This window comes from Amycolatopsis methanolica 239, assembly GCF_000739085.1.
Classification (GTDB): Bacteria; Actinomycetota; Actinomycetes; order Mycobacteriales; family Pseudonocardiaceae; genus Amycolatopsis_E; species Amycolatopsis_E methanolica.
Map to the genome: position 1 here is coordinate 6,317,804 of NZ_CP009110.1, position 22,294 is coordinate 6,340,097.

Sequence of the window (22,294 nt, forward strand, 5' to 3'; positions counted from 1 at the left end):
GCTAGAACCTCCCGTCCCTGCGCTCGAACTTGGTCGGCTTGTCCAGCAACGTTCCGCCGGAGCGCACCCAGTCCGCGGTCCAGTCGATGAGCTGGTGCAGCCCGACGCTCGGGTAGCCGAACAACGCGTGCGCCGCGCCACCGTCTGACAGCAGCGCGGTCGGCGCCTCCTCGCCGGTCAACCGCGCGGAGACACCGAACCTGGCGGCGAACGCCTCGGCGAGCTTGCGCACCGAGACCGTCTCCGGGCCGGCGATGTTGATGCGCACCGCGGGCGTGCCCGCCAGCCGCAGCGAGCGCAGCGCGACCTCGTTGGCCCAGCCCTGCCAGACCACGTTGACATTGCCGGTGGTGAGGTCGATCTCCTCGCCGTCGCGGACCCGGCGGGCGATGTCCACCAGCACCCCGTAGCGAAGGTCGATCGCGTAGTTCAGCCGCAGCAACGCGATCGGGGTGCCGTTGGCGGACCCGAAGTGCTCCAGCACCCGCTCGCGCCCGAGGCACGACATCGCGTACTCGCCGACCGGCCCCGGCGGGGTGCGCTCGTCGGCTCCCCCCGCGGTCACCGGCGTCAGGGGGTAGACGTTGCCGGTGGAGAAGGCGGCGATCCGCGCACCGGCGTAGCGCTGCGCGATCCGGCCAGGCAGGTAGCTGTTGACCATCCAGGTGAAGGATTCGTTGCCGTGGCTGCCGAACTTCGCGCCGACCAGGTAGACCACCGCGCCCGCGTCCGGCAGTCCGGCCAGGCTGGCTTCGTCGGTGAGGTCGGCGCGCACGATCTCGACGCCATCGGCGGCCAACCGCTCGGCCAGCTCCCCCGAGCCGAACCTGGACACCGCGATCACCCGCTTGTCCAGCCCGCCGTCGACCACCGCGCGCCTGGCCAGCCGCACCAGGCTCGGGCCCATCTTGCCGCCGGCGCCGAGCACCACCAGATCACCATCCACAGTGGACAGCTCGGCGATGAGCCCAGGCGACGGCCTTGTCATCAGCTCGTCGAGTTCAGCCTCGGTCGGCACTGGCTTCCTCCTTGTCATCGGCGGGCGTGGCGAGCCCGAACAGCTGCACCGCGTTGCGCCACATCATCTGATCGAGCACCTCGGCCGGCAGTGCCGCGGCCCGTACCGCGCCAAGCGCCACCGCCGGGTCGATCAACGTGGCGTCGGTGCCGAACAGCAACTGGCGAGGGTCCACTTCGGACGCGACGGCGGCCACCCTGCCGGCCTCGAAGTGGGAGAAGCACGGTTCGAGGTACAGCCTTGGGCAGGCCGCGGCGGCCTCGATCGCGTGCCGCCAGCCCGATCCGCCCATATGCCCGGCGATCGCGCGCAGCTCCGAGATCGCCACACAGTGCGCGGCGAGGTCAAGCACCGCGGTGTCCCAGGCGTGCACCAGCACCGGCAGGCCGTGCCCGGCGGCCAGTGCGAGCGCGTCCCGCATCCGCGGTGAGGACATCGGGGTACCGGTGTAGTCGGTGTGGATCTTGACACCGACGAACCGGCCGGACGGCAGGAGCTCGGCGAGGTCGCGTTCGGCCTGCGCCAGCTCCCTGGGGTTGATCACCAGGTAGCCGAGCATCCGGTCGGTGGTGGCGAGCACCTCGGCCATCCGCCGGTTGCCGGCGGCCGGGTCGTAGATCACCGCCTCGCTGGACGACACGATCTGCAGGTCGATGCCGGCTCGGTCCATCACCGCGATGCTGGTCTCCACCCGGCCGACATCCATGGCGAAGAACCACGGGCCCCAGTGCGCGTGCACATCGACGATCACGTTCGTCCCTCCAGCAGGCGTCGCAGGTTCGCGCCGGCGACAAGGCTCCGCTGCGCGTCGTCCAATCCGGACGCCGAGAGCCGCAGTAACGGGACCGCCGGCTCGTAGAGCGGGGACCGGGTGCCCAGTAGCAACCGCTCGGCACCCACTTCGGCCGCCACCAGTTCCAGTCCGTCCGGCGAGTTGAGCAGCCTGGTCGAGGTGTGGAAGCCCGGCTCGTCCCTTGCCAGCAAGAGGAAATCACCCAGGTGGTAGAAGTGGGTGTCCAGGAAGACCACGCACGCACCGATCCCGGCGAAGGGCCGCCACATCCGCCGCACGTCCCCGCCGAGCAGCACCAGGAAGTCGTGCTCGGCGGCCAGCCTGGTGACCCGCCACAGCGCGGGGAAATCCGGCTCGATGTGCTGCTCCTCGCAGAACAACCGGATCACCCGCCGGCCGTGCTCGGCGAGCCGGTCAAGGGTTCGCTCGGCGCGCAGCCCGTCCCTTAGGTCCACAGTGGACACCGCGTGCATGCCGGGCAGCCCTAGCGCCAGCGTCTCCGCGTCACCGGCGTCGACGTCGAAGAGCGCGCCACGCAACGAGCACACCAATCCCCCGCCGATCCCGTGCTCGTCGAGCACGGCCCGCACCGAGGCCGGGTCCCCCGGCGGGCCCGGCCGGTCCGGGTACCGGCCGATCAGCACGTCCACATCGAGGACCTGCGCGGGAGGGATGCCAGGCAGGCGTCCCTCCCGCTCGGTCGTGTTCTCGCGCGTCATCCGGCGAGTTCCCCCGCCACCTGGTCGCCCAGCTCGGCGAGTGCCGGCAGCCGGAGCCCGCGAGCCTGCGCCGCGTAGGCGCGCGCGAGCGCGCCGGCCGCCTGCGGCCGTCCCGCGCGCTGCTGGGCCCAGGCCTGCTCGGCCACGGCGACCAATCCCTGGCGCCCGGAGTCGCGGGCCTCCAGCACCAGGCGCGCCGGCCCGTACACCCCCTGCACGGCGGCGAACGCCTGGTCCGCGCGGTCGACGAGGTAGTGCTCGATATCGGGCAGGATCGCCGGGGTGTTGGCCGCCAACTGCCAGCCGTCACGGCTTTCGAAACCGGGATTGGTCACGGTGAACCCGATGGCCTCGATGTCGTCGACGCGCGCATCGACCCAGAAGTTCGTGACGGCCTTGCGCTCCAGCAGCCGGAAGGTCAGCGTGGCGCTGGTCTTTCCGCGCAGCTGAGCGGAAAGGTCGACCTGGACATCGGTGTACCCGAGATCGTCGGTGGCCACATCGGCCTCCCACACCGGCTGGCCGTCCACCAGCAGCTGCTTGAACTGGTAGCCCGTCGCCGCGCCGCCGTTGTAGTACGTGTCGTCCTGCCGGAAGGTGATCCGGTAGTCGGGGGCGTTCGGGTCCACCTGCACGACCTGGCTCGCGCTCGCCTCGTCACCCGGCCTGGTGGGGGTGGCCATCGGCACGAAGAGGCTGAGCCTGCCCACCCCGCCGTGCGCATGGTTGTCGTTGCGCCAGTCGTCCGCCGGGTTCAGCGGCAGGATGTAGGTGACGGTGCCACCCAGCTTTCCGGCGGCCACGTACTCGGCGCCGATCTCGGTGGTGGTGCGCACGTAGTCGGGGTTCGGCGGGAACGGCGTGCCGGAGAGGTTGCTGGTGTAGTTCATCAGCACCAGCGGTTTGCCGTAGCGGGCGAGGTTCGCCGACGCCGCGTCGAGCTGGCCGCGCAACGTGTCGGTCCGCTGGGTGTTGCGGTACGGGTCGTCCCGGTAGGCCAGGATCAGCCCGTCGATGATCGGCCCGTAAGAGTCGACGAACGCGGTGGTGACGGTCTGGTTGTAGACCTGCGGCAGGAACACCAGGTCCGGGTTGATCGACTTCGCGGTGTCCTGCATCTGCCGCACGTAGTCCGGGGTGAACAGGTCGAGGTTGTGGTTGAAGTCGTCGATCGCGTAGCCCTTGAGCGCCGGATACTGCTTCGACAGCGTCGCGATCTCCTGCGCCCACCGCAGGTAGTCGGTCTTGAACGGGTAGGAGCACCGCTCGGCGCTGCACTCGGTCGGCGGCACCAGGTAGACCCACACGTCGAGGCCACGCTGCTGTGCGGCCGGGAGCAGCTCGGTGCGGAAGTCGTCCCAGTCGCTTGGGGCGTCCCAGATCAGGTTGACGAACGTGGTGTTGTGCAGCTCGGCCAGCTTGTCCAGGGTCGCATCGGTGTCCACGTGGCGGTACCCGTCCGCGCGGGGCTGTGCCTCACGGATCTCACCACCGTAGGCGGCAAGGATGTTCGCCACCTTCGCCTGCGCGCCTGCCGCGCGTGCGGCCACCGCGGTGCCCGGCAGCACCGAGACGAGCACGGTGACCGCCGCGGCCACCGCTGCGAGGATCAGACGTCTTTGTCTGCGCACGATGTTCTCCTTCTCCTGTTGTCCCGATTCCCGCTCCCGTCGCGCACCGACGACCGCAACGCGAGTTGCGCGGCGCCGACGGCGTTGGCCCACTGGCCGAGGCCGGCGGGAAGTACCTGTGGCGCGCCGAGGCCGGCCAGCCTCGGCGCGAGCGCGGCACGCAAGGGGTCGAACAGCAGGTGGCCGGCCGCGGCCAGTCCGCCACCGACCACGACCACGTCCGGGTCGAGCACCGCGATCGCGGCGGTGACGCCGTGGGCGAGCGCGTCGACGGCGCGCCGCCAGACCTCTCCGGCGACCGGATCACCCCGCTCCAGCCGTGCGGCGACCTCCCGCGCGTCCACCCGCTCGCCGGTACGCTTCGTGTACTGGCCGGCGATCGCCGCCGCCGAGCCGATCGCCTCGACGCAGCCGGACTTCCCGCAGGCGCACGGCGGCCCGTCCCGCTCGGCGACGAGATGGCCGATCTCGCCGGAGAAGCGGGTGGCGCGCACCCGGCCGTCGAGCACCGCCGCCGCGCCAACCCCGGTCCCGACGGCGACGAACACGAGGTCGCCAGGGTGCCGTGCCGATTCGGCGGCAGCGCCGAGCCGGACGTCGTGCCCGATCGCGGTCGGCAGGCCGGTGCGCTCGGCGATCCCGCTGCGCACCGGCCAGTCGCGCCAGCCAAGGTTCTCCGAGAACACCGCGACCCCGGCGTTCTCGTCGACCACGCCCGGCACGGCGACGCCGATGGCCGTCGCCCCGGAACGGGCGACCGATGTGTCCACTATGGATAGGATCTGGCCGATGACCGCGGCCGCGCCGGCCTCGCGGGAGATCGGCTCCCGCCAGCGCTGCCCGACACCGCCGGCGGGCGACCAGGTCAGCGCCTTCACCGAGCTGCCACCGATATCGACGCCGAGTAGGGTCGGGTTCACCCGCGGCCTCCGGCATCCAGGTCCTCGGCCAGCCGCCGCAGCCGGTGCACCGCTTCGGCGGACTTGATCTCGGCGAGCTGTTTGGCGCCCGCACCGGCGTAGTCGTCGCGCAGCTCGGCGGCGAACCTGGTGCGCCAGTCGGCCCAGGCGACCAGCGTGCGCCCCACCCCGGAGCGCGTCTCGTCCCGCGCCCACTCCCCCGCCGGTCCCTGCCGGGCGGCACACAGGTGGAAGGCGGCCGCCTTCGCCCATCGTTCGGTGTCCGTAGACAGCCTGGCGTGCTCGGCGAGCAGTACGGGCAACCGGCCGTCCGGCCGCCGCCCGAGCAGGGCCTGCGCGGCCGTCAAGTAGTGCGGTTCACCACGCTCGATCCAGCGCAGCGCCAGCCACACCGGGCCGAGCGCCCGCTCCAGCCGTTCCTTGCTGGTCGCGGTGTTCCAGTACAGGTGGCCGGAGGCGGCGAGCAGCGATTCCACGCCGGCCATCGGTTCGGTCGGTGGGCTGACCGTGCTGTAGGCAGACCACGCGGTGCTGACCACGCCGAGTGCGCCGGCCGCCCGCGCATGCCGTGCCCACAACGCGATGTTGCGCAGCCGCCTGCCCCAGCGCGGCGCGCAGACGTCCTCGCCGTCCGCCCCGCGCGCCGCCGAGGCCCCGATCACCGTGCGGCCGCGGGCGGTCAGCCCGCGCAGCCACGGGAACGGGTGACCGCCGCGGTCGTCGAGGTCGTATTTGACCGCTCGCAGCAGCCGTTGCTCGTGTTCCGGCAGCGACTCCAGGTCGGCGAGCACGCCGTCCTCCGGAAACTCGGGGAGCGCGTCCGGGGCGGCACGCAGCCCGGCCGCCGCCACCAGCTGCGGCGGGTTGCCCCAGCGGACGTGCCCGGTGCGTTCCCGGTATGCCGCGTACTCCCAGGCCATCACCACCGTCTCCGGCGGCAGTTCGTCCACACAGGACGGATCGCGTTCGGAGTACAGCACGTCGTCCCAGACCACCGGCCGGCGCCCGGTGGCCACCACGAGTTCGGCGACCCGGCGCACGTACCGCGTCCACAATCGGGCGCGCCCGTGTTCGGCCGCGAACGCCCGGCAGTCCGCGCAGCGCCCGAGCGACCACGGTTCGTCGCCGCCGATGTGCACCAGCCGCGCGGTCGGGTGGGCCGCGAGCACCTCCGCCAGCTGCGCTTCGACCAGCTTCAGCGAACCGGGACGCGACGGGCAGAGCTGCTGGTGTCGCTCGTCCTCGGCGAGATCCCAGTAGCGCGGCCGTTGCAGGGCGTACTCTTTGTGGCCAAGGCACTGCACCAGCGGGATCACCTCGATGCCGTTACGCTGCGCTGCCGCCAGCAGGTCCCGCAGCTGGTCGGGATCCAGCGCGTCCTTGCCAGCCAGGTCGAGCCGTTCGGAGTAGGGGAACTTGTCCTCGTACTCGACCAGCACGGTGTTCAGCCGCCACCGGCCGAGCCGGTCCATCAGGCCGGCCAGGTAGCCGGGCGCCGGCATCGGCCCCTTCAGATCCAGGTGCGCCCCGCGCAGCTCAAGGTCGGCGAAATCCACCACGCGACCGCAGTCCAGCCCACGGTCGGCCAGGGTGGCCGCCGCATACCCCAGCGCGCGGTCCCCGTTCGCGGCCAGCTCGATGCGGTCGGCCGTGACCGCGATCGCATGCCCCTCCGGCCGGTCGGGCACGACCAGCCCGCCCGGTCCCGGATCGGCGCCGACGACGATCCGGCCAGGAGAAGCCGTCGTTCTCAACGGAAGTCCGGTGAGCTCGGCGATCCGCCGACCGGCTGGCAGCGCCGTGGCCGCGCAGTACACCGCCGAACCAGGTGGCGCATGGAACCGGCCGGGCTCCGGGAAGACCGCGCGAGGCGGCGGGGCGGGAAAATCGCCTCTGGTCAACGGATTCCCTCTCGTGACAACGCGGCCAGGTCCAACTCCCCGTGCCGTACCACCAGCTCACCGGCCGCGCCGGTGTTCCCGGCTGGTGCATACTGCCGGCTGTTGCACTCGAAAGCCGTTGTGTCGCAACGTAACCAGGACGCCATCGCGGCGGAGTGCGTCAGCGCGTCACCGACGTTGGTGAGATCGGCGACCGCAACGAACCGGCCGTGGTGGCGAGCCCAGCAGTACCCCAGCAACGACTGGGTGTGCCCGCGCCCGGTCTTCACCGTCACCCCGGACCACCCGGCGGCGGCCAGCCGGTCGAGCGCCGCCACGTCGATGAAGGCCTCGTCGAGCAGGACCGGCAGCTGCGCGGTCAGCTCCGCCATGGCGGCCGGGTCCTGCGCGCCGTCGCGGGGAAAGGGTTGTTCCGCGTACCGCACCGCGTCGCGGGCCGCCGGGGCCAGTCGCCCGAGCGCCCGCAGCACCGCGGCCAGCTGCCCTGGCTCGCGGTAGGCCTCGTTCGGGTCGAGCGAGATCCGCACCGGTGCCGGTGCGACGGCACTGGTGGCCAGGTACACGTCGCTGATCCGCGCGGCATCGGCGGCGGGGTCACGCCCGGCCAGCTTGACCTTGAAGCAATGCACGCCGTCACCGGCCACCCACTCGGTCAGCGGCATGGTGGTGCCGTCGGCCTCGTCCCGGCTCAGCGGGTCGGCCACCCCCACCACGTGCTGCACCGGCAGGCGCTCCAGTGGCGTGGCACGCAGGTAGTCCCCGGGGAAGCGAGTGCGGAAATCCGGGCCGAGGTAGTCGGCGAGGTCCGCGCCGAGGTGCTCCCCGGTGTAGCACCGATACGCCGGCGCGCCAAGGGCTTTCGCCCACCCGTCGTGCAATGCCGCGTCAACCGGAGCGGCGCAGACGAGCCCGGCGAGTTCCGGAATTCCTTGCCGCACAACAATTTCCCGGGACGCTGCGGCCAGAAGAGAGCCCAGCCGCAGCGGATCCGCTTGGTCACCGAGGCCGGGCAGCCCGGCGGTGAGCTGCTCCACCACCCCGCGGAACACGACGTCGCGGTCCTCACCCCGGGGCGGCTGCCCGCCGTAGGCCCACGGGTGGGACAGCAGCACGGAGCCCCTGCCGCGCGCGGTGCGCCCGGCGCGGTTGCGCACCACGACCTCGACCACCGCCTCGGTGAGCCCGGTGATCGGCCCGGAGCTGAGTACCAGCGGCGACGCGAAGGGCACTTCGCGGAAGGAGACTTCCGCGCCGAGCACCCGGATATCGGCGGTCCTCTCGCGCACGGTCACCCGCCTCGTTTCGCGGCCCGGTAGCGGGCACCGAACGCGGCCCCGTCGAAGGACACGGCGTCGAGCGCGGGATCGCGCAGCTCCACCCACCGCCCGCCGTCGCGTCGCGACACCAGCCCGGCCAACGCGGCCAGCTCCGGCTCGACCAGCTGCCGCAGCGGCAGCGGCGCCGGCGCCTCGCCGGCAAGATAGGGCAGGGTGGCGTTCAGGAACTCCTCGTAGAGCCCGTCCGGGTCGGCGATGAGGTTCCGCACCGACCGTCCGGAAAGGACGGTCGCGTGGAACGGGTGCCGTGCCTGGGTGGGGCCGACACTCACCATCGCGGTGCGGCCGTCCTCCCATCGCAGCTCTACTCGCTGCTGACCGTGCCCACCGAGATGCCTTGCCTCGACCACACCGGGACCGAACAGCCCGTGCAGCATCGAGTAGGCGTGGATCCCGTAGTCGAACTCCTCACCCGAGCAGCCGACCAGGGCGAACTCGGCCGGATCGCCGGCATGCTCCGCCCGCCACCGGCGCACCTCGGTGCACCAGCGCAGGGCCGAGCCGCCGGTGATCCGCAGCCCGGTCTCGGCGTAGGAGACCAGCGAGTGGATCGCGGAACCGGTGCCGCCGAAGGGTTTGTCCACCAGCAGGCCGACACCGGCTTCGGCGAACGGACGGGCCCGCTCGATCCGCAGGTCCCAGTCGCAGCCGTGCAGGAACGCCACGTCGACCCGCGCGGCCATCTCGTCGAGCGACCGGCACACCGTGGCGATGCCGTGCTGCGCGGCGAAGCGCTCGGCATAACCGGGGTCCCACACCGTGCCACCGTCGTACACGGCGACGACCTCGTGGCCGTGCGCGCGCACGAACGGCAGGAAGCACTCGGGGTGCGAGGTGTCCAGATCGACCAAACCGATGCGGAGGGCGGTCACTAGCCCTTCACCGATCCTTTCATTCCTTCGATGAAGTGGCGCTGCATCGCGATGAAGAACACGAGCACCGGGGCAAGCGCCATGACGGTGCCGGCCGCCAGGCTCCGCTGATCGTCACCGAAGATGCCGGCCAGGTAGGCGAGGCCGAGCGCCAGCGGGTAGTTGGAGTCGGTTTTGAGCACCACGAGCGGCCAGATGAAGTTGTTCCACACGTTGATGAACGCGAAGATCGCCAGGGTGGCCATGGTCGGCGCGACCTGGGGAAGCGCCACCCGCCAGAACGTCTGCCACTGGTTGCATCCGTCCACCCTGGCCGCTTCGAACAGCTCACGGGGAAGCTGCTCGAACGCTTGGCGCAGCAGGAAGACACCGAACGCGGACATCAGTCCGGGCAGCACCACCCCGGCGAAGGTGTCCACCATGCCGAGCTGCGAGACGATCAGGAACCGCGGCACGAGCATGACCTCGCCGGGCAGGAACATGGTGGACACGATCAGCCCGAACACCACCTGCCGGCCCCGGAAACGCATGCGCGCCAGCGGGTAGGCGGCCAGCGCGGAGATCACCAGGTAGGCCGGCACGGTGAGCAGCTCCAGCAGCACCGAGTTCCACAGGTAGCGGGGAAAGGAGATCTGGGTCCACGCCTCGATGAACCAGTCGAGCACCGGTGGCAGTGGGACCAGTTGCGGCGGGAACGAGAAGATCGGCTGACTGATCGGCTTGACCGCGGTGGAGAGCAGGATCAGGAAGGGACCGACGAACACCACCGAGATCGCCGACATCAGCAGGTAGAACAGGATCTTCGTGTTGCGGCTCATGGCACCGTCACCTTGCCCCGGGTGATCCGGTAGCTGACCAGCGAGAAGACGATCAGGATGGCCCACAGCACCAGGCCGATGGCGTTGGCGTAGCCGACGTCGAACTCGCGGAACGCCTTGTCGTAGATGTAGTAGCCCAGCGTCATGGTGTGGTCCTGCGGCCCGCCCTGGGTCATCACGAACACCGAGGTGAACACCTGGACCGAATCCATGGTGGCGAGCACCACCACCACGGCGAGGTAGGGCCGCAGCAGCGGGATGGTGATGTGGGACAGCCGCTGCCATGAGCTGGCGCCGTCGACCCTGGCGGCCTCGTACAACGAGGTCGGAATGGACTGCAGCCCCGCCAGGTAGATCATCATGTAGTAGCCGGCGGATTTCCAGACCTCGACCAGAACCAGGGCTGGCAGGGCCCACCCGGTGTCCAGCAGGAACTGCACCGGCTTGTCGAACAGCCCCACCGAGGTGAGCGCCCAGTTCAGCACCCCGCGCTGGTGGAACACGTAGTTCCAGGCGATGGCGACCACCACCATCGAGGTGACCACCGGCAGGTAGTACAGCAGCCGGAACACCTTGATCGCCCGCAGCGGCAGGTTCACCAGCAGCGCGAGCAACAGCGGCAGCCCCACCAGCAGCGGCACCATGCCGACCATGAACAGCCCGGAGTTCTTCAGCGCGGTGAAGAACCTCGGATCGCCGAGCAGCCGCTTGAAGTTGTCGAGGCCGACCCAGGTCGGCGGGCTGACCACGTGGTAGTCGAAGAACGCCAGCTGTACCGCGGTGACCGCCGGCCAGATGAAGAACACCGCCAGCAGCACCAGCGCGGGCAGGAGGAAGACGTACGGCGTATGCCACCGCCCATGCAGGCGTGCCTTGCGGCGGGGGCCGGCGGTCTGGATCCGGCCGGCGGTGGCGTGGTTCGTGGTCGTGGCACTTGTGGCCATGCACCACTTCCCTTCGTCAGGCGGGCGGCACCCGGTCGACTCGGGGGCCTGCTCGCTGGGGTTTGCCCCTTGACAGCGGAGCGCCAAGCAATAGATTGTGTCCGGAACATCAATTACGGTCCGCCGAAAAGTGATACCGGGAAACTAGCCCCAGCTCCACGGGGTGTCAAGAAAACGGCCACTCCCTCGATCCCCTACCCCGTCAAGCCGACAGGAGGTTCGTTGTGAAACTCCGCTTTCCCCTGTCCCACGCCAAGGTTGCCGCCCGCGCGGTCGCCGTCGCCGCCGTTCTCGGCCTGGCAAGCGCCTGCGTCGCCGGCACCGCCGGCCCGACGCAGACCGCCGAAGACGACAGCGGTCCGGTCAAGCTCGAATTCTGGACAATCAACCTGAAAAAGGGCTACAACGACTACATCCAGAGCCTGATCGACGCGTACCAGAAGAGCCACTCCAATGTGACGGTGACCTGGGTCGACGTCCCCGGCAACGACGTTGGCACCAAGTTACTGTCCGCGGTGGCCAGCCAGAACACCCCGGACGTGGTCAACCTGGCCAGCACCGACCTCGATCAGTTCGTCCCGTCGCTGACCGACCTCGGCCAGTACGTCCCCGCCGACGTCCAGCAGAAGTACCTGCCGAGCCTGCTCGAACCGCTCCGGCGGGACGGCAAGCTCATCGCGATCCCCTGGTACAACAGCGGGGCACCGATCTCCCTGATCAACACCGACCTGGTGCGCCAGGCCGGCCTCGACCCGGCCAACCCGCCGAAGACCTTCGACGCGGCGCTCGATTGGGGTGCCAGGCTCCACGCCGCGGTGCCGAGCACCTACGGGATGAACGGCATTCCCGACGAGAATCTGGTCCGGCTGGAAGGCATCCAGATCCTCACCCCCGACCGCAAGCACGCCGCGTTCAACACCCCGGAAGCGGTGGCGCTGCTCGAACGGTGGCGGCACGGGGTGGAGACCGGGGCAATCTCGCCGGGCTCCACGGTCAAGGACGACCGGCAGTACCCGCAGACGCTGGCCAACCAGCAGGTGGCCTTCGGCGTCAACAGCATCCCCGGCAGCCTGACCAGCCTGCAGAAGAACGCACCGGACGTGTACGCGAAGATCGACGTCGCACAGGGCGCCACCGGGAAGACCGGCAAGTACCTGCTGCCGGACCAGCAGACCTTCGTGACCCCGAAGGCGTCCAAGCATCCCAAGGCCGCGGCGGACTTCATCGCGTTCGTCACCGACGCGGCGAACCAGACGGCGTTCTGCAAGCTCACCCCGATCTACCCGTCCAACGCCGACTCGCTGAAGGACCCCTTCTTCACCCAGCCCGGTGCCGGCACGCCGATCGAGAAGGCGCGCTCCGCGATCGCCGCGGAACTGCCCAAGCTGGAGCTGGGCACCATGGGCACCGGGAAGGACCGGCAGCTCTCCGACCGGTTCCGTGAACACATCCGCGCCTTCATGACCGGCGACAAGAGCGCGCAGCAGGCGCTGGCCGACGCCGAGAAGGAATGGAACGAACTGCTCGCCCAGAAGTAACCGAAGCGGTACCCAACCCGCCATCCGGCCGGGGGACCCCGCACGGTCCCCCGGCCTCCCCACCGCCATCGACCGCGGGAGCACTCACCTCATGCACGAAGTCCGGGTAGGCATCGTCGGCGCCGGCATCATGGGCCGCGCTCATGCGGCCGCGCTCAGCGACCACCCCGCCGCCGTTGTCACCGCGATATCCAGCCGTACCAAGGAAAGCGCGCAGGCGCTTGCCAAGACCTACCACGCGCGGTCGCACCCCGACCACGAATCACTCGTCGCCGACCCCGAGGTGGACCTCGTCGTCGTGGCCACTCCGGACCACCTGCACGCCGACGTCGTGGTCGCCGCGGCCGAAGCCGGGAAGCACGTGCTCGTGGAGAAGCCGTTCACCACGTCCACTGTGGACGCCGACAGGGCACTGGCCGCGGTGCGCCGCGCCGGGGTGCTCGGCATGACCCTGTTCAACCACCGGTGGGTGCCGGCCTACGCGCAGGCACAGCAACGGATCGCGGCCGGCGACCTCGGGAAGCCGGTACTGGCCTACGCCCGCAAGAACGACACGATCCACGTGCCGACCAAGATGATCCCGTGGGCCGCGGAAACCACTCCGGCGTGGTTCCTGTCCAGCCATGACATCGACCTGGTGAGCTGGCTCTTCGACGACGTCGCGGTGGAGGTCTACGCCAACGCGGTGCACGGCAAGCTGCGCGAACTCGGCGTGGACACCCCCGACGCCGTGCAGGCACAGGTCCGCTACCGCGGCGGCGCGGTGGCCACCTTCGAGGCGTGCTGGATCTACCCGGACACCTTCCCCACCATGACGGACTCCTTCGTGGAGGTCATCGGCGAGCAGGCGGTGGTGCACCTCGACCGCAAGTGCGAGCAGATCGAGATCGCCACCGAGCGCGCATTCGAGTACCCGCGCAACCTGTTGCTGCGTACCGTGCACGGCCGCCCGGCCGGCGCCGTGCGCGATGCGTTGTGGCACATGGTCGACTGCGTCCGCGCCGGCACCGCGCCGCTGGTCACCATGGAGAGCTCGCGGCACGTCAGCGCGGTGCTGGAAGCGGCGCACGCCTCGATCGCCTCCGGGCAGCCGGAACGCGTGCCGGCCCCGGTGGAGGCGAGCTGAATGACCGCGGTCGAGAAGCCACCGCATGTCGCCCCGGTGCGGATGCTGCACATCCCCGATGCCGACCTGCTGGCGGAGTTCGACGCGCCGGACCTGCGCACACTGCGGGCCCGCCTGGCCGCCAGGAACGTCTCGCCGGCGGCGGACACGCTGCGCTGGGCGGGCTGGGCCGCCGGCCGCCCCGCCGGGGACAAGGTGATCGCCGAGGCGCGGCGGTTGCTGAACGCCCCGGTTGACTTCCTCGACCCGGCGCACGGCCGCTCCGGGCTGTACGGCTTCCACTACCTGCACTGGGCCCAACCGCTGACCAGGGCCGCCGCGCTGACCGGGGACGACCGGTACCCGGTCAGGTTCGCCGAAATCACGCTGGACTGGTACGCCAGCCGGGAGAAGGTGCGCGGTGAGTGGCCTGGCCTGGACGTGGTCTGGTACACCCTCGGCGTCGCCGGCCGCTGCCAGGTCTTCATCGAGGCGCTGCACGTGCTCGGCGGGAACCCGGCGCTGCCGGACGAGGCGGTGGCGGCCATGGCGCGCACGCTGCTCGGTGGCGCGCGCTGGCTGGCCGAGGAACACGACGCCTTCCGCCACGGCAACTGGCAGCTCGCCGGCTGCTCGGTGCTCGCCCAGATCGCCGCGTTCCTGCCGGAGCTGCCGGAAAGTCCACTGTGGAGCGAGATCGCCATCGCCCGGCTACGTGAGCACCTGGAGCTGGACGTGTACGCCGACGGCGGGCACTACGAGCGGGCTCCCTCCTACCACACGATGTGCCTCGGCGCGCTGCAGCTGGCCGCGGTGGCCGGCGAGTGCGCGCTGGGCTGGGACCTCGCCGACCATCCCCGCCTGGCGGCCATGCACGACTGGCTGCTGGCGATGACCGCACCACCCGGCTGGGTGCCGCCGTTCAATGACTCGCACCTGGTCGCCAGCGGGGAACACCTGCTGCGCGGGCACCATCTGCTCGGCCGGCCGGAGTACAAGGCGGCGGCGCTGCGCTGGGTGGCCCCGGAGCGGATCGCCGAGGTGCTGTCCTGGCTACCGCCGCGGCCCGGCCGCGGCGACCCGCTCGCCGAGTTCGAAGCCGCGCCAAGCATGCCGCCGAACGCCGAACCGGCGGCGCACCGCGGGCTGCTGCCGCACAGCAAGTTCGTGGTGCAGCGCAGCGGTTCCAGCGAGGACGCGGCCTACGCGGCGGTCAACTGCGGGCCGCTGATCGAGCACGAGCTGGAGAGCCACAGTCACCGCACGGTGCTGGACCTGGTGCTCGCCGCGAACGGCGAACCGCTGCTGTGGGAGGCGGGCGGCCCGGACAGCTACGACGACCCCGGCTACTACGACTGGTATCGCGCCCCGCTGGCACACAGCGGGGTACTGCTGCCCGGCCACGAACTTGCCGACGAGCACGACGCGGACGTGCTGGTGGCCGCCGCCTTGCCCACCGCCGACATCCTGGTTGCCGAGCACCACGGCTACCCGGCCGGGCACCGGCGCACCCTGGTGCTCGTTCGTGGCGAGCGGCCGTACTGGGTGCTCACCGATGCGGTCACCGAGCCGTTCCGGGTGCTGCTACACGGAATCCGCCCGTGGGTCCCGGTCCCCGGCGGGCACCGCAGCGACGGCGGGCCCGGCCTGCTCGTGCTGCCCGGTCAGCCGGAACGAGCCCGCGCGGTCGACCTCGGCACCGGCCGGACCACCACGCCGGGACCGGGCGGGGCACGCACCGGCCAGCTGTACGGGCTCGGACTCGACTGCCCGGCCGGGGCGGCCAGCACGGTGCTGGTGCCGTTGCGGACGCCGACCGAGCCACTGCCCGACGTGTCCGAAGTGGACGGACCGGGCGGGGCGGTGCTGGTGCGCCGTGGACGCTTCGCCGACCTGGTCGGTCCCAACCATCTCGTCCGCACCACCGACGGCAACCCGGTGGCCGCGGTGTCCTGGGGAGCCCGCGACATCCAGCACGCCGGGCGTGCGCTGCTCGGCGCGGGCCGGGGGCTGCGGACCGCCGACATCCGCTGGAGCGCGGACGGCGCGGACGCGGAAGTGGAGTGCACCGCGCGCACCGCGCTGCGGCTGGCGGTCGCGCCGCAGGGAAACCGGCGGGCCGCCGCCGTGCTGGTCAACGACGTCCGGCTGGAGCCTCGGTGCGCCGACGGCGTGGTCAGCCTGGTGCTGCCGGCGGCCGGCCGGTGGCGAGTTCGGATCGAAAGGAGCGTCTGACGCATGTCCACCCCGGAAACCACGGCCGCGCCCGTGCGCGTGGCGCCATGGCCGCGCTGGCCGGAGCACGGCGAGCCGGAACGCCGCCGACTTGCCGAAGTGCTCGACGGCGGGATGTGGAACGGCATCGACGCCCCCGCGGTGACCGCGTTCGAGCGCGAGTTCGCCGAACGGCTGGCAACCAGGCACGTGATCACCTGCGCCAACGGCACGGTCAGCCTGGAGATCGCGCTGGCGGCGCTGGGCATCGGCGCCGGAGACGAGGTGATCGTGCCGCCGTACACCTTCCTGGCCACGGCGTCGGCGGTGCTCGGGCTGAACGCGCTGCCGGTGTTCGCCGACATCACCCCGGACACCTACTGCATCGACCCGGCCGCGGTGGAGGCGGCGATCGGCCCGCGCACCCGCGCGGTGATCGCCGTGCACCTGGCCGGCCACCCCGCGGACCTCGACGCGCTCGGCGAGATCTGCACCCGGCACGGCATCGCGCTCATCGAGGACGCCGCGCACGCGCACGGCAGTAGCTGGCGTGACCGGCCGGTCGGCGGGTTCGGCGCGTTCGGCTCGTGGTCGTTCCAGGGTTCGAAGAACCTCACCAGCGGCGAGGGTGGCGCGCTGTCGGCGAACGACGACGAGCTCGCCGGCATCGCCCGCGAGCTGCGCAACTGCGGTCGCGTCGAGGGCGGCGCGTGGTACGACCACCAGCGGTTCGGCGGGAACTGGCGGATCACCGCGTTCCAGGCCGCGCTGCTGTCCGCCGGTCTCGAACGGCTCCCGGCGCAGTTCGCCCGCCGGGAGGCCTGCGCCGCAAGACTGGACGCCGAACTGTCCGACGTGGACGGAATCAGGCCGCTCGCCCGTGATCCCCGTGCCACCGGGCACGCCCATCACCTCTACCTGTTCCGGTACTCGCCGTCGGCCTTCGGCGGCCGGTCCGTCGAGGAGTTCTGCGCCGCGCTGCGCCGGCACGGAATCCCGGCGAGCCGGGGCTACCCGCTGCCGCTCTACCGGCAGCCGGTGTTCGCGCGGCAACGGTTCGACCTGCTGGCCACCGGATGGGACCCCGGCCACCCACCGACCCGCTACGACCGGATCGACCTGCCGGTGTGCGAGCGGGCCTGCGCGGAGTCGGTCTGGTTGCCGCATCACGTGTTGCTGGCCGAGCCGGACGAGATGGCCGACGTGGCCACCGCGATACGAACGGTGGCGACCACGTCATCGTGACCGAGTTCGATTCGTCGTTCGATCCCTCCTGCCTTGTCGACGCCAACGCGATGCTCGGCCCGCTGCCCACCGAGGACGTCGGGCAGGGCACCGCGGCCGAGACGGTCAAGGACATGGACCGGGTGGGCATCGGCTCCGCCGTGGTCTGCCACTCACACGCCTGGCGGCACGACCCACCCAGCGGAAACCGGCTGCTGGTGCGCGAGATCGCCGACGAGCCACGCCTGCTGCCGTGCTGGGTCGTGCTCCCGGACACCTGCGGCGAGCTCGGCGGGATCGACCGGTTCCTCGCCGACGCCGAGCGCGCCGGGGTGGCCGCCTTCCGCGCCTATCCCCACGACCACGGGTATGCGCTGGCCGGGCCGGATGTCGCGCCGCTGATGGCCGCCATGGCCGAGCGGCGCCGCCCGCTGCTGGTGAACGCCGACCAGGTGCCGCTCGACGAGGTCGAGGCGCTGGCCGGAACCCACCCCGAGCTGCCCATCGTGCTGTGCGCCACCGGTTACCGGCTGCTGCGCCGGCTGGCCGGGGTGCTGGCCCGCACCGGCAACGTGCACGTCGACCTTTCCTACCTCGGCAGCCATCTCGGGTTGGAGTGGCTGGTCGAGCGGTTCGGCCCGAGCCGCCTGCTCTTCGGCACCGGCGCCCCGGCGAGGGACCGGGCCGACGCGATCACCCGGCTGCTGTGGTCGGAGCTCGACGACACCGCGACCCGCCGGATCGGCGGCACCAACCTGCTCACGCTGCTCGGGAAGGAGCCGGCATGACCACCGACCCGCTGGTCTCGGCAGTGCACGCCAGGACCCCGCTGTCCGGAGTGGACGTGATCGACGCGCACGCCCACCTCGGCCCGTACAGCCTCTTCTTCACCCCGGACCCGAGCGCCGACGCGATGGTGCGGGTGATGGACCGCTGCGGCGTTCGCCGCACGATCCTGTCCGCCACCATGGCCATCGAGCTGGACGCCAGGCGGGGCAACGAGCAAACCGCCGAGGCGACCGAACGCCACCCGGGCCGGCTCTGCGGCTACGTGGTGGTCAACCCGCACCAGGACCCGGCGGCCGAGTTGTCGCGCTGGGCCACGCATCCGGGCATGGTCGGGCTCAAGCTGCACCCGAGCCTGCACCACTACCCGGTGACCGGCCCCCGCTACGCCGACGCCTGGGCCTACGCCGAGGAAACCGGGCGCCCGGTGCTCGTGCACACCTGGACGGGGTCCGATGTGGACGATCCGGAGCAGGTGGCCGAGGTGGCGCGGCGATACCCGAAGGCCAAGGTGCTGCTGGGACACAGCGGTGCCCGCCCGGACGGCTTCGCGCGCGCGATCGAGCTCGCCGCCACGCACCCGAACCTCTACCTGGAGATCTGCGGCTCGCATTTCACCGGGCGGTGGCTGACCAGGATGGTCGCCGCGCTCGGCGCGCACCGCGTGATCTATGGATCCGACTTCCCGTTCATCGACCTGCGTTACTCGATCGGTCGGGTGGTGTTCGCCGAACTGGACCTGGCCGACCGGGCCACCGTGCTCGGTGGCGCCATTCGCACGCTGTTGGAGGAGAAATCATGAGACTGGCCAGTATCCGTACCGAGGCGGGGCCGGCGCTCGGCGTCGGCTCCCGTGCCGGCGACACGGTCGTGCGGGTGGACGTCATCGACCCGGACGCGCCGACGGACATCCTCGAACTGCTCGCGCTACCGCCGGACCGGCTGCGCCGGCTCAGCGATCGGGCGGACGAGCTCGCCGGGCGCGGCGGGCCAGGGGTGCTCTCGGTGGACGAGGCCCCGCTCAGCCCGCCGGTGCCACGACCGTCCAAAGTGGTCTGCCTTGCGCTGAACTACCGTGCGCACGCCGAGGAGGGCGGCTTCACCCCGCCGGAACGTCCGGTGCTGTTCCTCAAGGGCCCCCACACGCTGACCGGGCACGGCGCGGACATCGTGGTGCCCCCGCTCAGCCGCAGGATCGACCACGAGGGCGAGCTGGCCGTGGTGATCGGCCGCCGCTGCAAAGACTTCGACGGCGAGGACTGGCAGGGTGCCGTCGCCGGCTACACGATGATGAACGACCTGACCGCGCGCGACCTTCAGCTGGCCGACATCGCCGCACAGCACCCGTGGGACCTCAGCAAGAACTTCGACGGGTTCGGCCCGGTCGGCCCGTGGCTGGTCACCCCGGACGAGGTGCCCGATCCGCAGGCGCTGGACCTGGAAGTGCGGGTGGACGGCCTGCTCCGGCAGCGCGGCAGCACCGCGCAGATGATCTTCGGCGTGCGCGAGCTGCTGGTCAGGCTGTCCGCGGTGATGACCCTGGAAGCGGGCGACCTGATCGCCACCGGCACCCCGGACGGCATCGGCGAGGTACCGGACGGCTCGGTGGTCGAAGTCCGCATCGGTGATCTCGGCGTGCTGCGCAACCGCGTGACGCACACCCCCATCCTGGAAAGGAAGCAGAACCAGTGAACCAGCTCGCGATGCACGGCGGCACTCCCGTGCGCAGCACCCCGTTCCTCTCCGCCATGGACCCGGCGGGCCGCACCCTCGGCGAGGCAGAGGCGGCCGCGCTCGCGGAGGTGATCGCCTCCGGGCGGCTCGGCGCGACCGGCGGCACCCAGGTGCCCGCGTTCGAGCGGGAGTTCGCCGACTACTACGCGGTGCCGCACGCGGTGGCCTGCACCTCCGGCACCGCCGCACTGCACCTGGCGGTCGGCGCGCTCGACCCGGCGCCGGGCGACGAGATCATCACCACCCCGATCACCGACTTCGGCACGGTGATCCCGATCCTGGCGCACAACGCCGTCCCGGTCTTCGCCGACGTCGACCCGCGCACCGGCCTGCTCGACCCGGCCGCGGTGGCGGCGCTGGTGACCGAGCGCACCAAGGCGATCATCGCGGTGCACCTCGCCGGTGCGCCGGCGCCGATCGCGGAGCTGGCCGAGATCGCGCGCAAGCACGACCTGATGCTCATCGAGGACTGCGCGCAGGCCTACCTCACCGAGTTGCCGGACGGGCGGCTCGCCGGAACCGCCGGCCACGTCGGCTGCTTCAGCCTCCAGCAGTACAAGCACATCACCTGCGGGGACGGCGGCATGGCGATCACCTCCGACCAGGAACTGGCGACCAGGATGCGGCTGTTCGCGGACAAGGGCTGGCCACGGCACACCGGCGAGCGCACCCACCTCTCGCTCGGCATGAACTACCGGATGACCGAGCTGCAGGCGGCGGTCGCCAGGGTGCAGCTCGGCAAGCTCGCCGGCGTGGTGGCCAGCAGGCGGGAGAACGCGAGGCGGCTCGCGGACGCGCTGACCGGGCTGCCCGGCGTGCACCCGCCGACCGGGATCGACCGGCACGCGGTGTGGCTGTTCCCGGTGGTGCTCGACCCGGCCATCGCCGGCGGTACGAACGCGGAATGGGCGGGCGCGCTGGAAGCGGAAGGGATCCCGGTCTCGGCCGGGTACCTGAGCCGGCCGGTGTACGGCTACCCGGTGCTGGCCGAGCGGAACCTCTACGGCGGCTCGGGTTTCCCGCTCACCAGCCCGCCGGCGAGCCGCGACCGGCACTACCCCGATGGCCTGTGCCCGAACGCCGAGGAGCTGATCCGGCGCACCCTGCTGGTGGTGCACTGGAACGAGGCGTACACCGAATCGGACGTGGACGACATCGCAGCGGCCTTCCGCAAGGTGCATGCGGCGCTCACGGCGACCGTGGGGACACCGTCTGGTGTGTAAGATCGCGTGCCGGGGCACGCGCAGGCCAGGCCGGGCGGATCGCGCACGTCCCGCCCGTAAGCCGGCGATGCCCGGACGGCCAGCCGAGTCGGGGAGTGCAGGGTGACACAGTCACGCGAGGCACCGATCCCGCACCAACCGGTGATCGGGGTCGCCGGGCCGTCCGATCTGGTGGCACAGATCATCGAGCTCGGCGCCGGCCTGGCCGGCGATCAGGCCGACTGGCGGCTGGTCGGCATCGCCTACCACGACGAGGGCGAGGTGGCCAAGGAGCTGGCCAGGGTGCAGTCCGGCCTGGACGCCTGCCTGTTCGCCGGCCCGCTCCCGTACGACCTGGCGCATGCGGCCGGCGGGCTCGCGGTGCCGGCCACCTATATCCCGCTGTCCGGCTCGGCACTGTACGGCGCGCTGCTGCGGGCGGTACTCGAGCAACACGCCGACATCCGGCGGGTGAGCATCGACTCGGTGCCCCGTAACGAGATCCACGAGGCCTACGCGGACCTGCACATCCCGGTTACCGACGTGCGCGTGGTGGAGTACCGCGACCCGGAGTCGCCGGCCGAGTTCTTCGAGTTCCACCGTGACGCCTACCGGCGTGGAGCCACCGAGCTCGCGCTGACCAGCGTGCGCTCGGTGGCCCAGCGGCTGGCCGATGCGGAGGTGCCGGTGTTGCTGATGCGGCCGACCACGGCGACCATCCGTTCCGCGCTGCGCACGACCGCGTTGCTGGGCATCGGCAGCAGGCTGGAGGACTCGCAGATCGCGATCGGCATCGTCGAACTGCCGTCCGGGCCGACCGGGGAGTACGGCCGCGACCAGCTTCGCCTTGCGGTGCACCACATCCTGCTCGATGAGGCGCGGCGGATGGACGCCACCGTGCTGTCCCGCGACGAACGCAGCTACTACATCGTGGCCACCTTCGGCTCGCTGACCGCGGCCACCGACGACCTGAGCGCGCCACCGTTCGTGGAACGGATCCGCCAGGAGGTCGGCCTGGACGTCGAGCTCGGTATCGGCCTCGGCCTGACCGCGAGGGCCGCCGAGGCCAACGCCAGAACCGCGCTGGCAAGGGCGAGCACCGCGGCCGGGGAAAGCAGTTATGTGGTCGGCGCGGACGGCACGGTGCTGACCGCGCCCATACGGCAGAGCGCCCGCCAGCTCAGCCACGACGACGCGCACAGCAAGGCACGCACCACGCTGGACCGGCTCGCCAGGGCCTTGGGCTCCGGCGCCGAAGTGCCGACCGATCGCCTTGTCGTCGACGCCAGCGCGGTCGCCGAGCTGCTGGACATCACCCCGCGTGCGGCCCGCCGGGTACTGCACACCCTGACCGAGACGGGGCTCGCCTGGCAGATGCCCCCGCTGCGGTCGGCCGGCCCCGGCAGGCCGAGGCAGCTCTACCGGCTGCTGCCGGAGAAGCTTTCCTGACCGGAGCCGTGGCGGCGGTGCCGCGCTGACCGGAGCCATGGTCAGCCGTACACGGTCTCCGGCGCGGCGGTCCGCCGCGCCCCGCGCTG

The 22,294-nt window shown here is 71.4% G+C and carries 19 protein-coding genes; 9 read left to right on the forward strand and 10 right to left on the reverse strand.

Annotated elements, in window-relative coordinates; genetic code table 11:
- Position 1 precedes the first annotated feature (1 nt).
- From AMETH_RS30680 to AMETH_RS30725, 10 genes are all read right to left on the reverse strand, one after another.
- The gene (locus AMETH_RS30680; RefSeq protein WP_017985051.1) at positions 2-1,018 is read right to left on the reverse strand and encodes an NAD-dependent epimerase/dehydratase family protein; all 1,017 of its coding nucleotides are present in this window, start codon (positions 1,016-1,018) and stop codon (positions 2-4) included.
- Entirely contained in the window at positions 1,002-1,769 is a 768-nt protein-coding gene (locus tag AMETH_RS30685; protein ID WP_017985052.1) for an amidohydrolase family protein, read from the reverse strand. Before AMETH_RS30685 ends, AMETH_RS30680 begins: the two co-directional genes overlap by 17 nt.
- Positions 1,766-2,530: an amidohydrolase family protein gene (locus AMETH_RS30690; protein ID WP_017985053.1), complete on the reverse strand. Its 765-nt coding sequence runs from the start codon at positions 2,528-2,530 to the stop codon at positions 1,766-1,768. Before AMETH_RS30690 ends, AMETH_RS30685 begins: the two co-directional genes overlap by 4 nt.
- Entirely contained in the window at positions 2,527-4,161 is a 1,635-nt protein-coding gene (locus tag AMETH_RS30695) for a hypothetical protein (RefSeq protein ID WP_156131746.1), read from the reverse strand. The genes AMETH_RS30690 and AMETH_RS30695 overlap by 4 nt, the downstream gene beginning before the upstream one ends.
- Positions 4,140-5,081 carry an ROK family protein gene (locus AMETH_RS30700; protein WP_017985055.1) on the reverse strand — a complete coding sequence of 314 codons (942 nt, stop codon included), beginning with the start codon at positions 5,079-5,081 and terminating at the stop codon, positions 4,140-4,142. The genes AMETH_RS30695 and AMETH_RS30700 overlap by 22 nt, the downstream gene beginning before the upstream one ends.
- Complete coding sequence (locus AMETH_RS30705) at positions 5,078-6,835, reverse strand: family 20 glycosylhydrolase (RefSeq protein WP_156131747.1); 1,758 nt, start codon at positions 6,833-6,835, stop codon at positions 5,078-5,080. Before AMETH_RS30705 ends, AMETH_RS30700 begins: the two co-directional genes overlap by 4 nt.
- 143 nt (positions 6,836-6,978) lie before the next feature.
- Positions 6,979-8,268: an enolase C-terminal domain-like protein gene (locus tag AMETH_RS30710; RefSeq protein ID WP_156131748.1), complete on the reverse strand. Its 1,290-nt coding sequence runs from the start codon at positions 8,266-8,268 to the stop codon at positions 6,979-6,981.
- A 2-nt stretch (positions 8,269-8,270) separates the two neighbouring features.
- The gene (locus tag AMETH_RS30715; protein ID WP_017985058.1) at positions 8,271-9,191 is read right to left on the reverse strand and encodes a Gfo/Idh/MocA family oxidoreductase; all 921 of its coding nucleotides are present in this window, start codon (positions 9,189-9,191) and stop codon (positions 8,271-8,273) included.
- On the reverse strand, positions 9,191-10,009 hold the full coding sequence (locus tag AMETH_RS30720; protein WP_017985059.1) for a carbohydrate ABC transporter permease: 819 nt from the start codon (positions 10,007-10,009) through the stop codon (positions 9,191-9,193). Before AMETH_RS30720 ends, AMETH_RS30715 begins: the two co-directional genes overlap by 1 nt.
- Positions 10,006-10,953, reverse strand: a complete 948-nt coding sequence (locus AMETH_RS30725; protein WP_017985060.1) for a carbohydrate ABC transporter permease — start codon at positions 10,951-10,953, stop codon at positions 10,006-10,008. Before AMETH_RS30725 ends, AMETH_RS30720 begins: the two co-directional genes overlap by 4 nt.
- A 224-nt stretch (positions 10,954-11,177) precedes the next feature.
- On the opposite strand from AMETH_RS30725, the gene AMETH_RS30730 reads away from it, so the two are divergent.
- From AMETH_RS30730 to AMETH_RS30770, 9 genes are all read left to right on the forward strand, one after another.
- The gene (locus AMETH_RS30730; protein WP_017985061.1) at positions 11,178-12,491 is read left to right on the forward strand and encodes an ABC transporter substrate-binding protein; all 1,314 of its coding nucleotides are present in this window, start codon (positions 11,178-11,180) and stop codon (positions 12,489-12,491) included.
- A gap of 91 nt (positions 12,492-12,582) precedes the next feature.
- Positions 12,583-13,617 carry a Gfo/Idh/MocA family protein gene (locus AMETH_RS30735; protein ID WP_017985062.1) on the forward strand — a complete coding sequence of 345 codons (1,035 nt, stop codon included), beginning with the start codon at positions 12,583-12,585 and terminating at the stop codon, positions 13,615-13,617.
- Positions 13,618-15,831, forward strand: coding sequence for a heparinase II/III family protein (locus tag AMETH_RS30740; protein ID WP_026153525.1), 2,214 nt, complete (start codon positions 13,618-13,620; stop codon positions 15,829-15,831).
- 3 nt (positions 15,832-15,834) lie between these two features.
- Positions 15,835-17,055, forward strand: coding sequence for a DegT/DnrJ/EryC1/StrS family aminotransferase (locus AMETH_RS30745; RefSeq protein WP_017985063.1), 1,221 nt, complete (start codon positions 15,835-15,837; stop codon positions 17,053-17,055).
- Positions 17,052-17,822: an amidohydrolase family protein gene (locus AMETH_RS30750; RefSeq protein WP_017985064.1), complete on the forward strand. Its 771-nt coding sequence runs from the start codon at positions 17,052-17,054 to the stop codon at positions 17,820-17,822. The genes AMETH_RS30745 and AMETH_RS30750 overlap by 4 nt, the downstream gene beginning before the upstream one ends.
- Entirely contained in the window at positions 17,819-18,622 is an 804-nt protein-coding gene (locus AMETH_RS30755) for an amidohydrolase family protein (protein WP_017985065.1), read from the forward strand. Before AMETH_RS30750 ends, AMETH_RS30755 begins: the two co-directional genes overlap by 4 nt.
- Positions 18,619-19,512 (forward strand): fumarylacetoacetate hydrolase family protein, encoded by an 894-nt coding sequence (locus AMETH_RS30760; RefSeq protein ID WP_017985066.1) that lies wholly within the window; start codon positions 18,619-18,621, stop codon positions 19,510-19,512. Before AMETH_RS30755 ends, AMETH_RS30760 begins: the two co-directional genes overlap by 4 nt.
- Entirely contained in the window at positions 19,509-20,777 is a 1,269-nt protein-coding gene (locus AMETH_RS30765; RefSeq protein ID WP_017985067.1) for a DegT/DnrJ/EryC1/StrS family aminotransferase, read from the forward strand. The genes AMETH_RS30760 and AMETH_RS30765 overlap by 4 nt, the downstream gene beginning before the upstream one ends.
- 102 nt (positions 20,778-20,879) lie before the next feature.
- The gene (locus tag AMETH_RS30770) at positions 20,880-22,205 is read left to right on the forward strand and encodes a helix-turn-helix domain-containing protein (RefSeq protein WP_051079466.1); all 1,326 of its coding nucleotides are present in this window, start codon (positions 20,880-20,882) and stop codon (positions 22,203-22,205) included.
- The last annotated feature ends 89 nt before the right edge of the window (positions 22,206-22,294 follow it).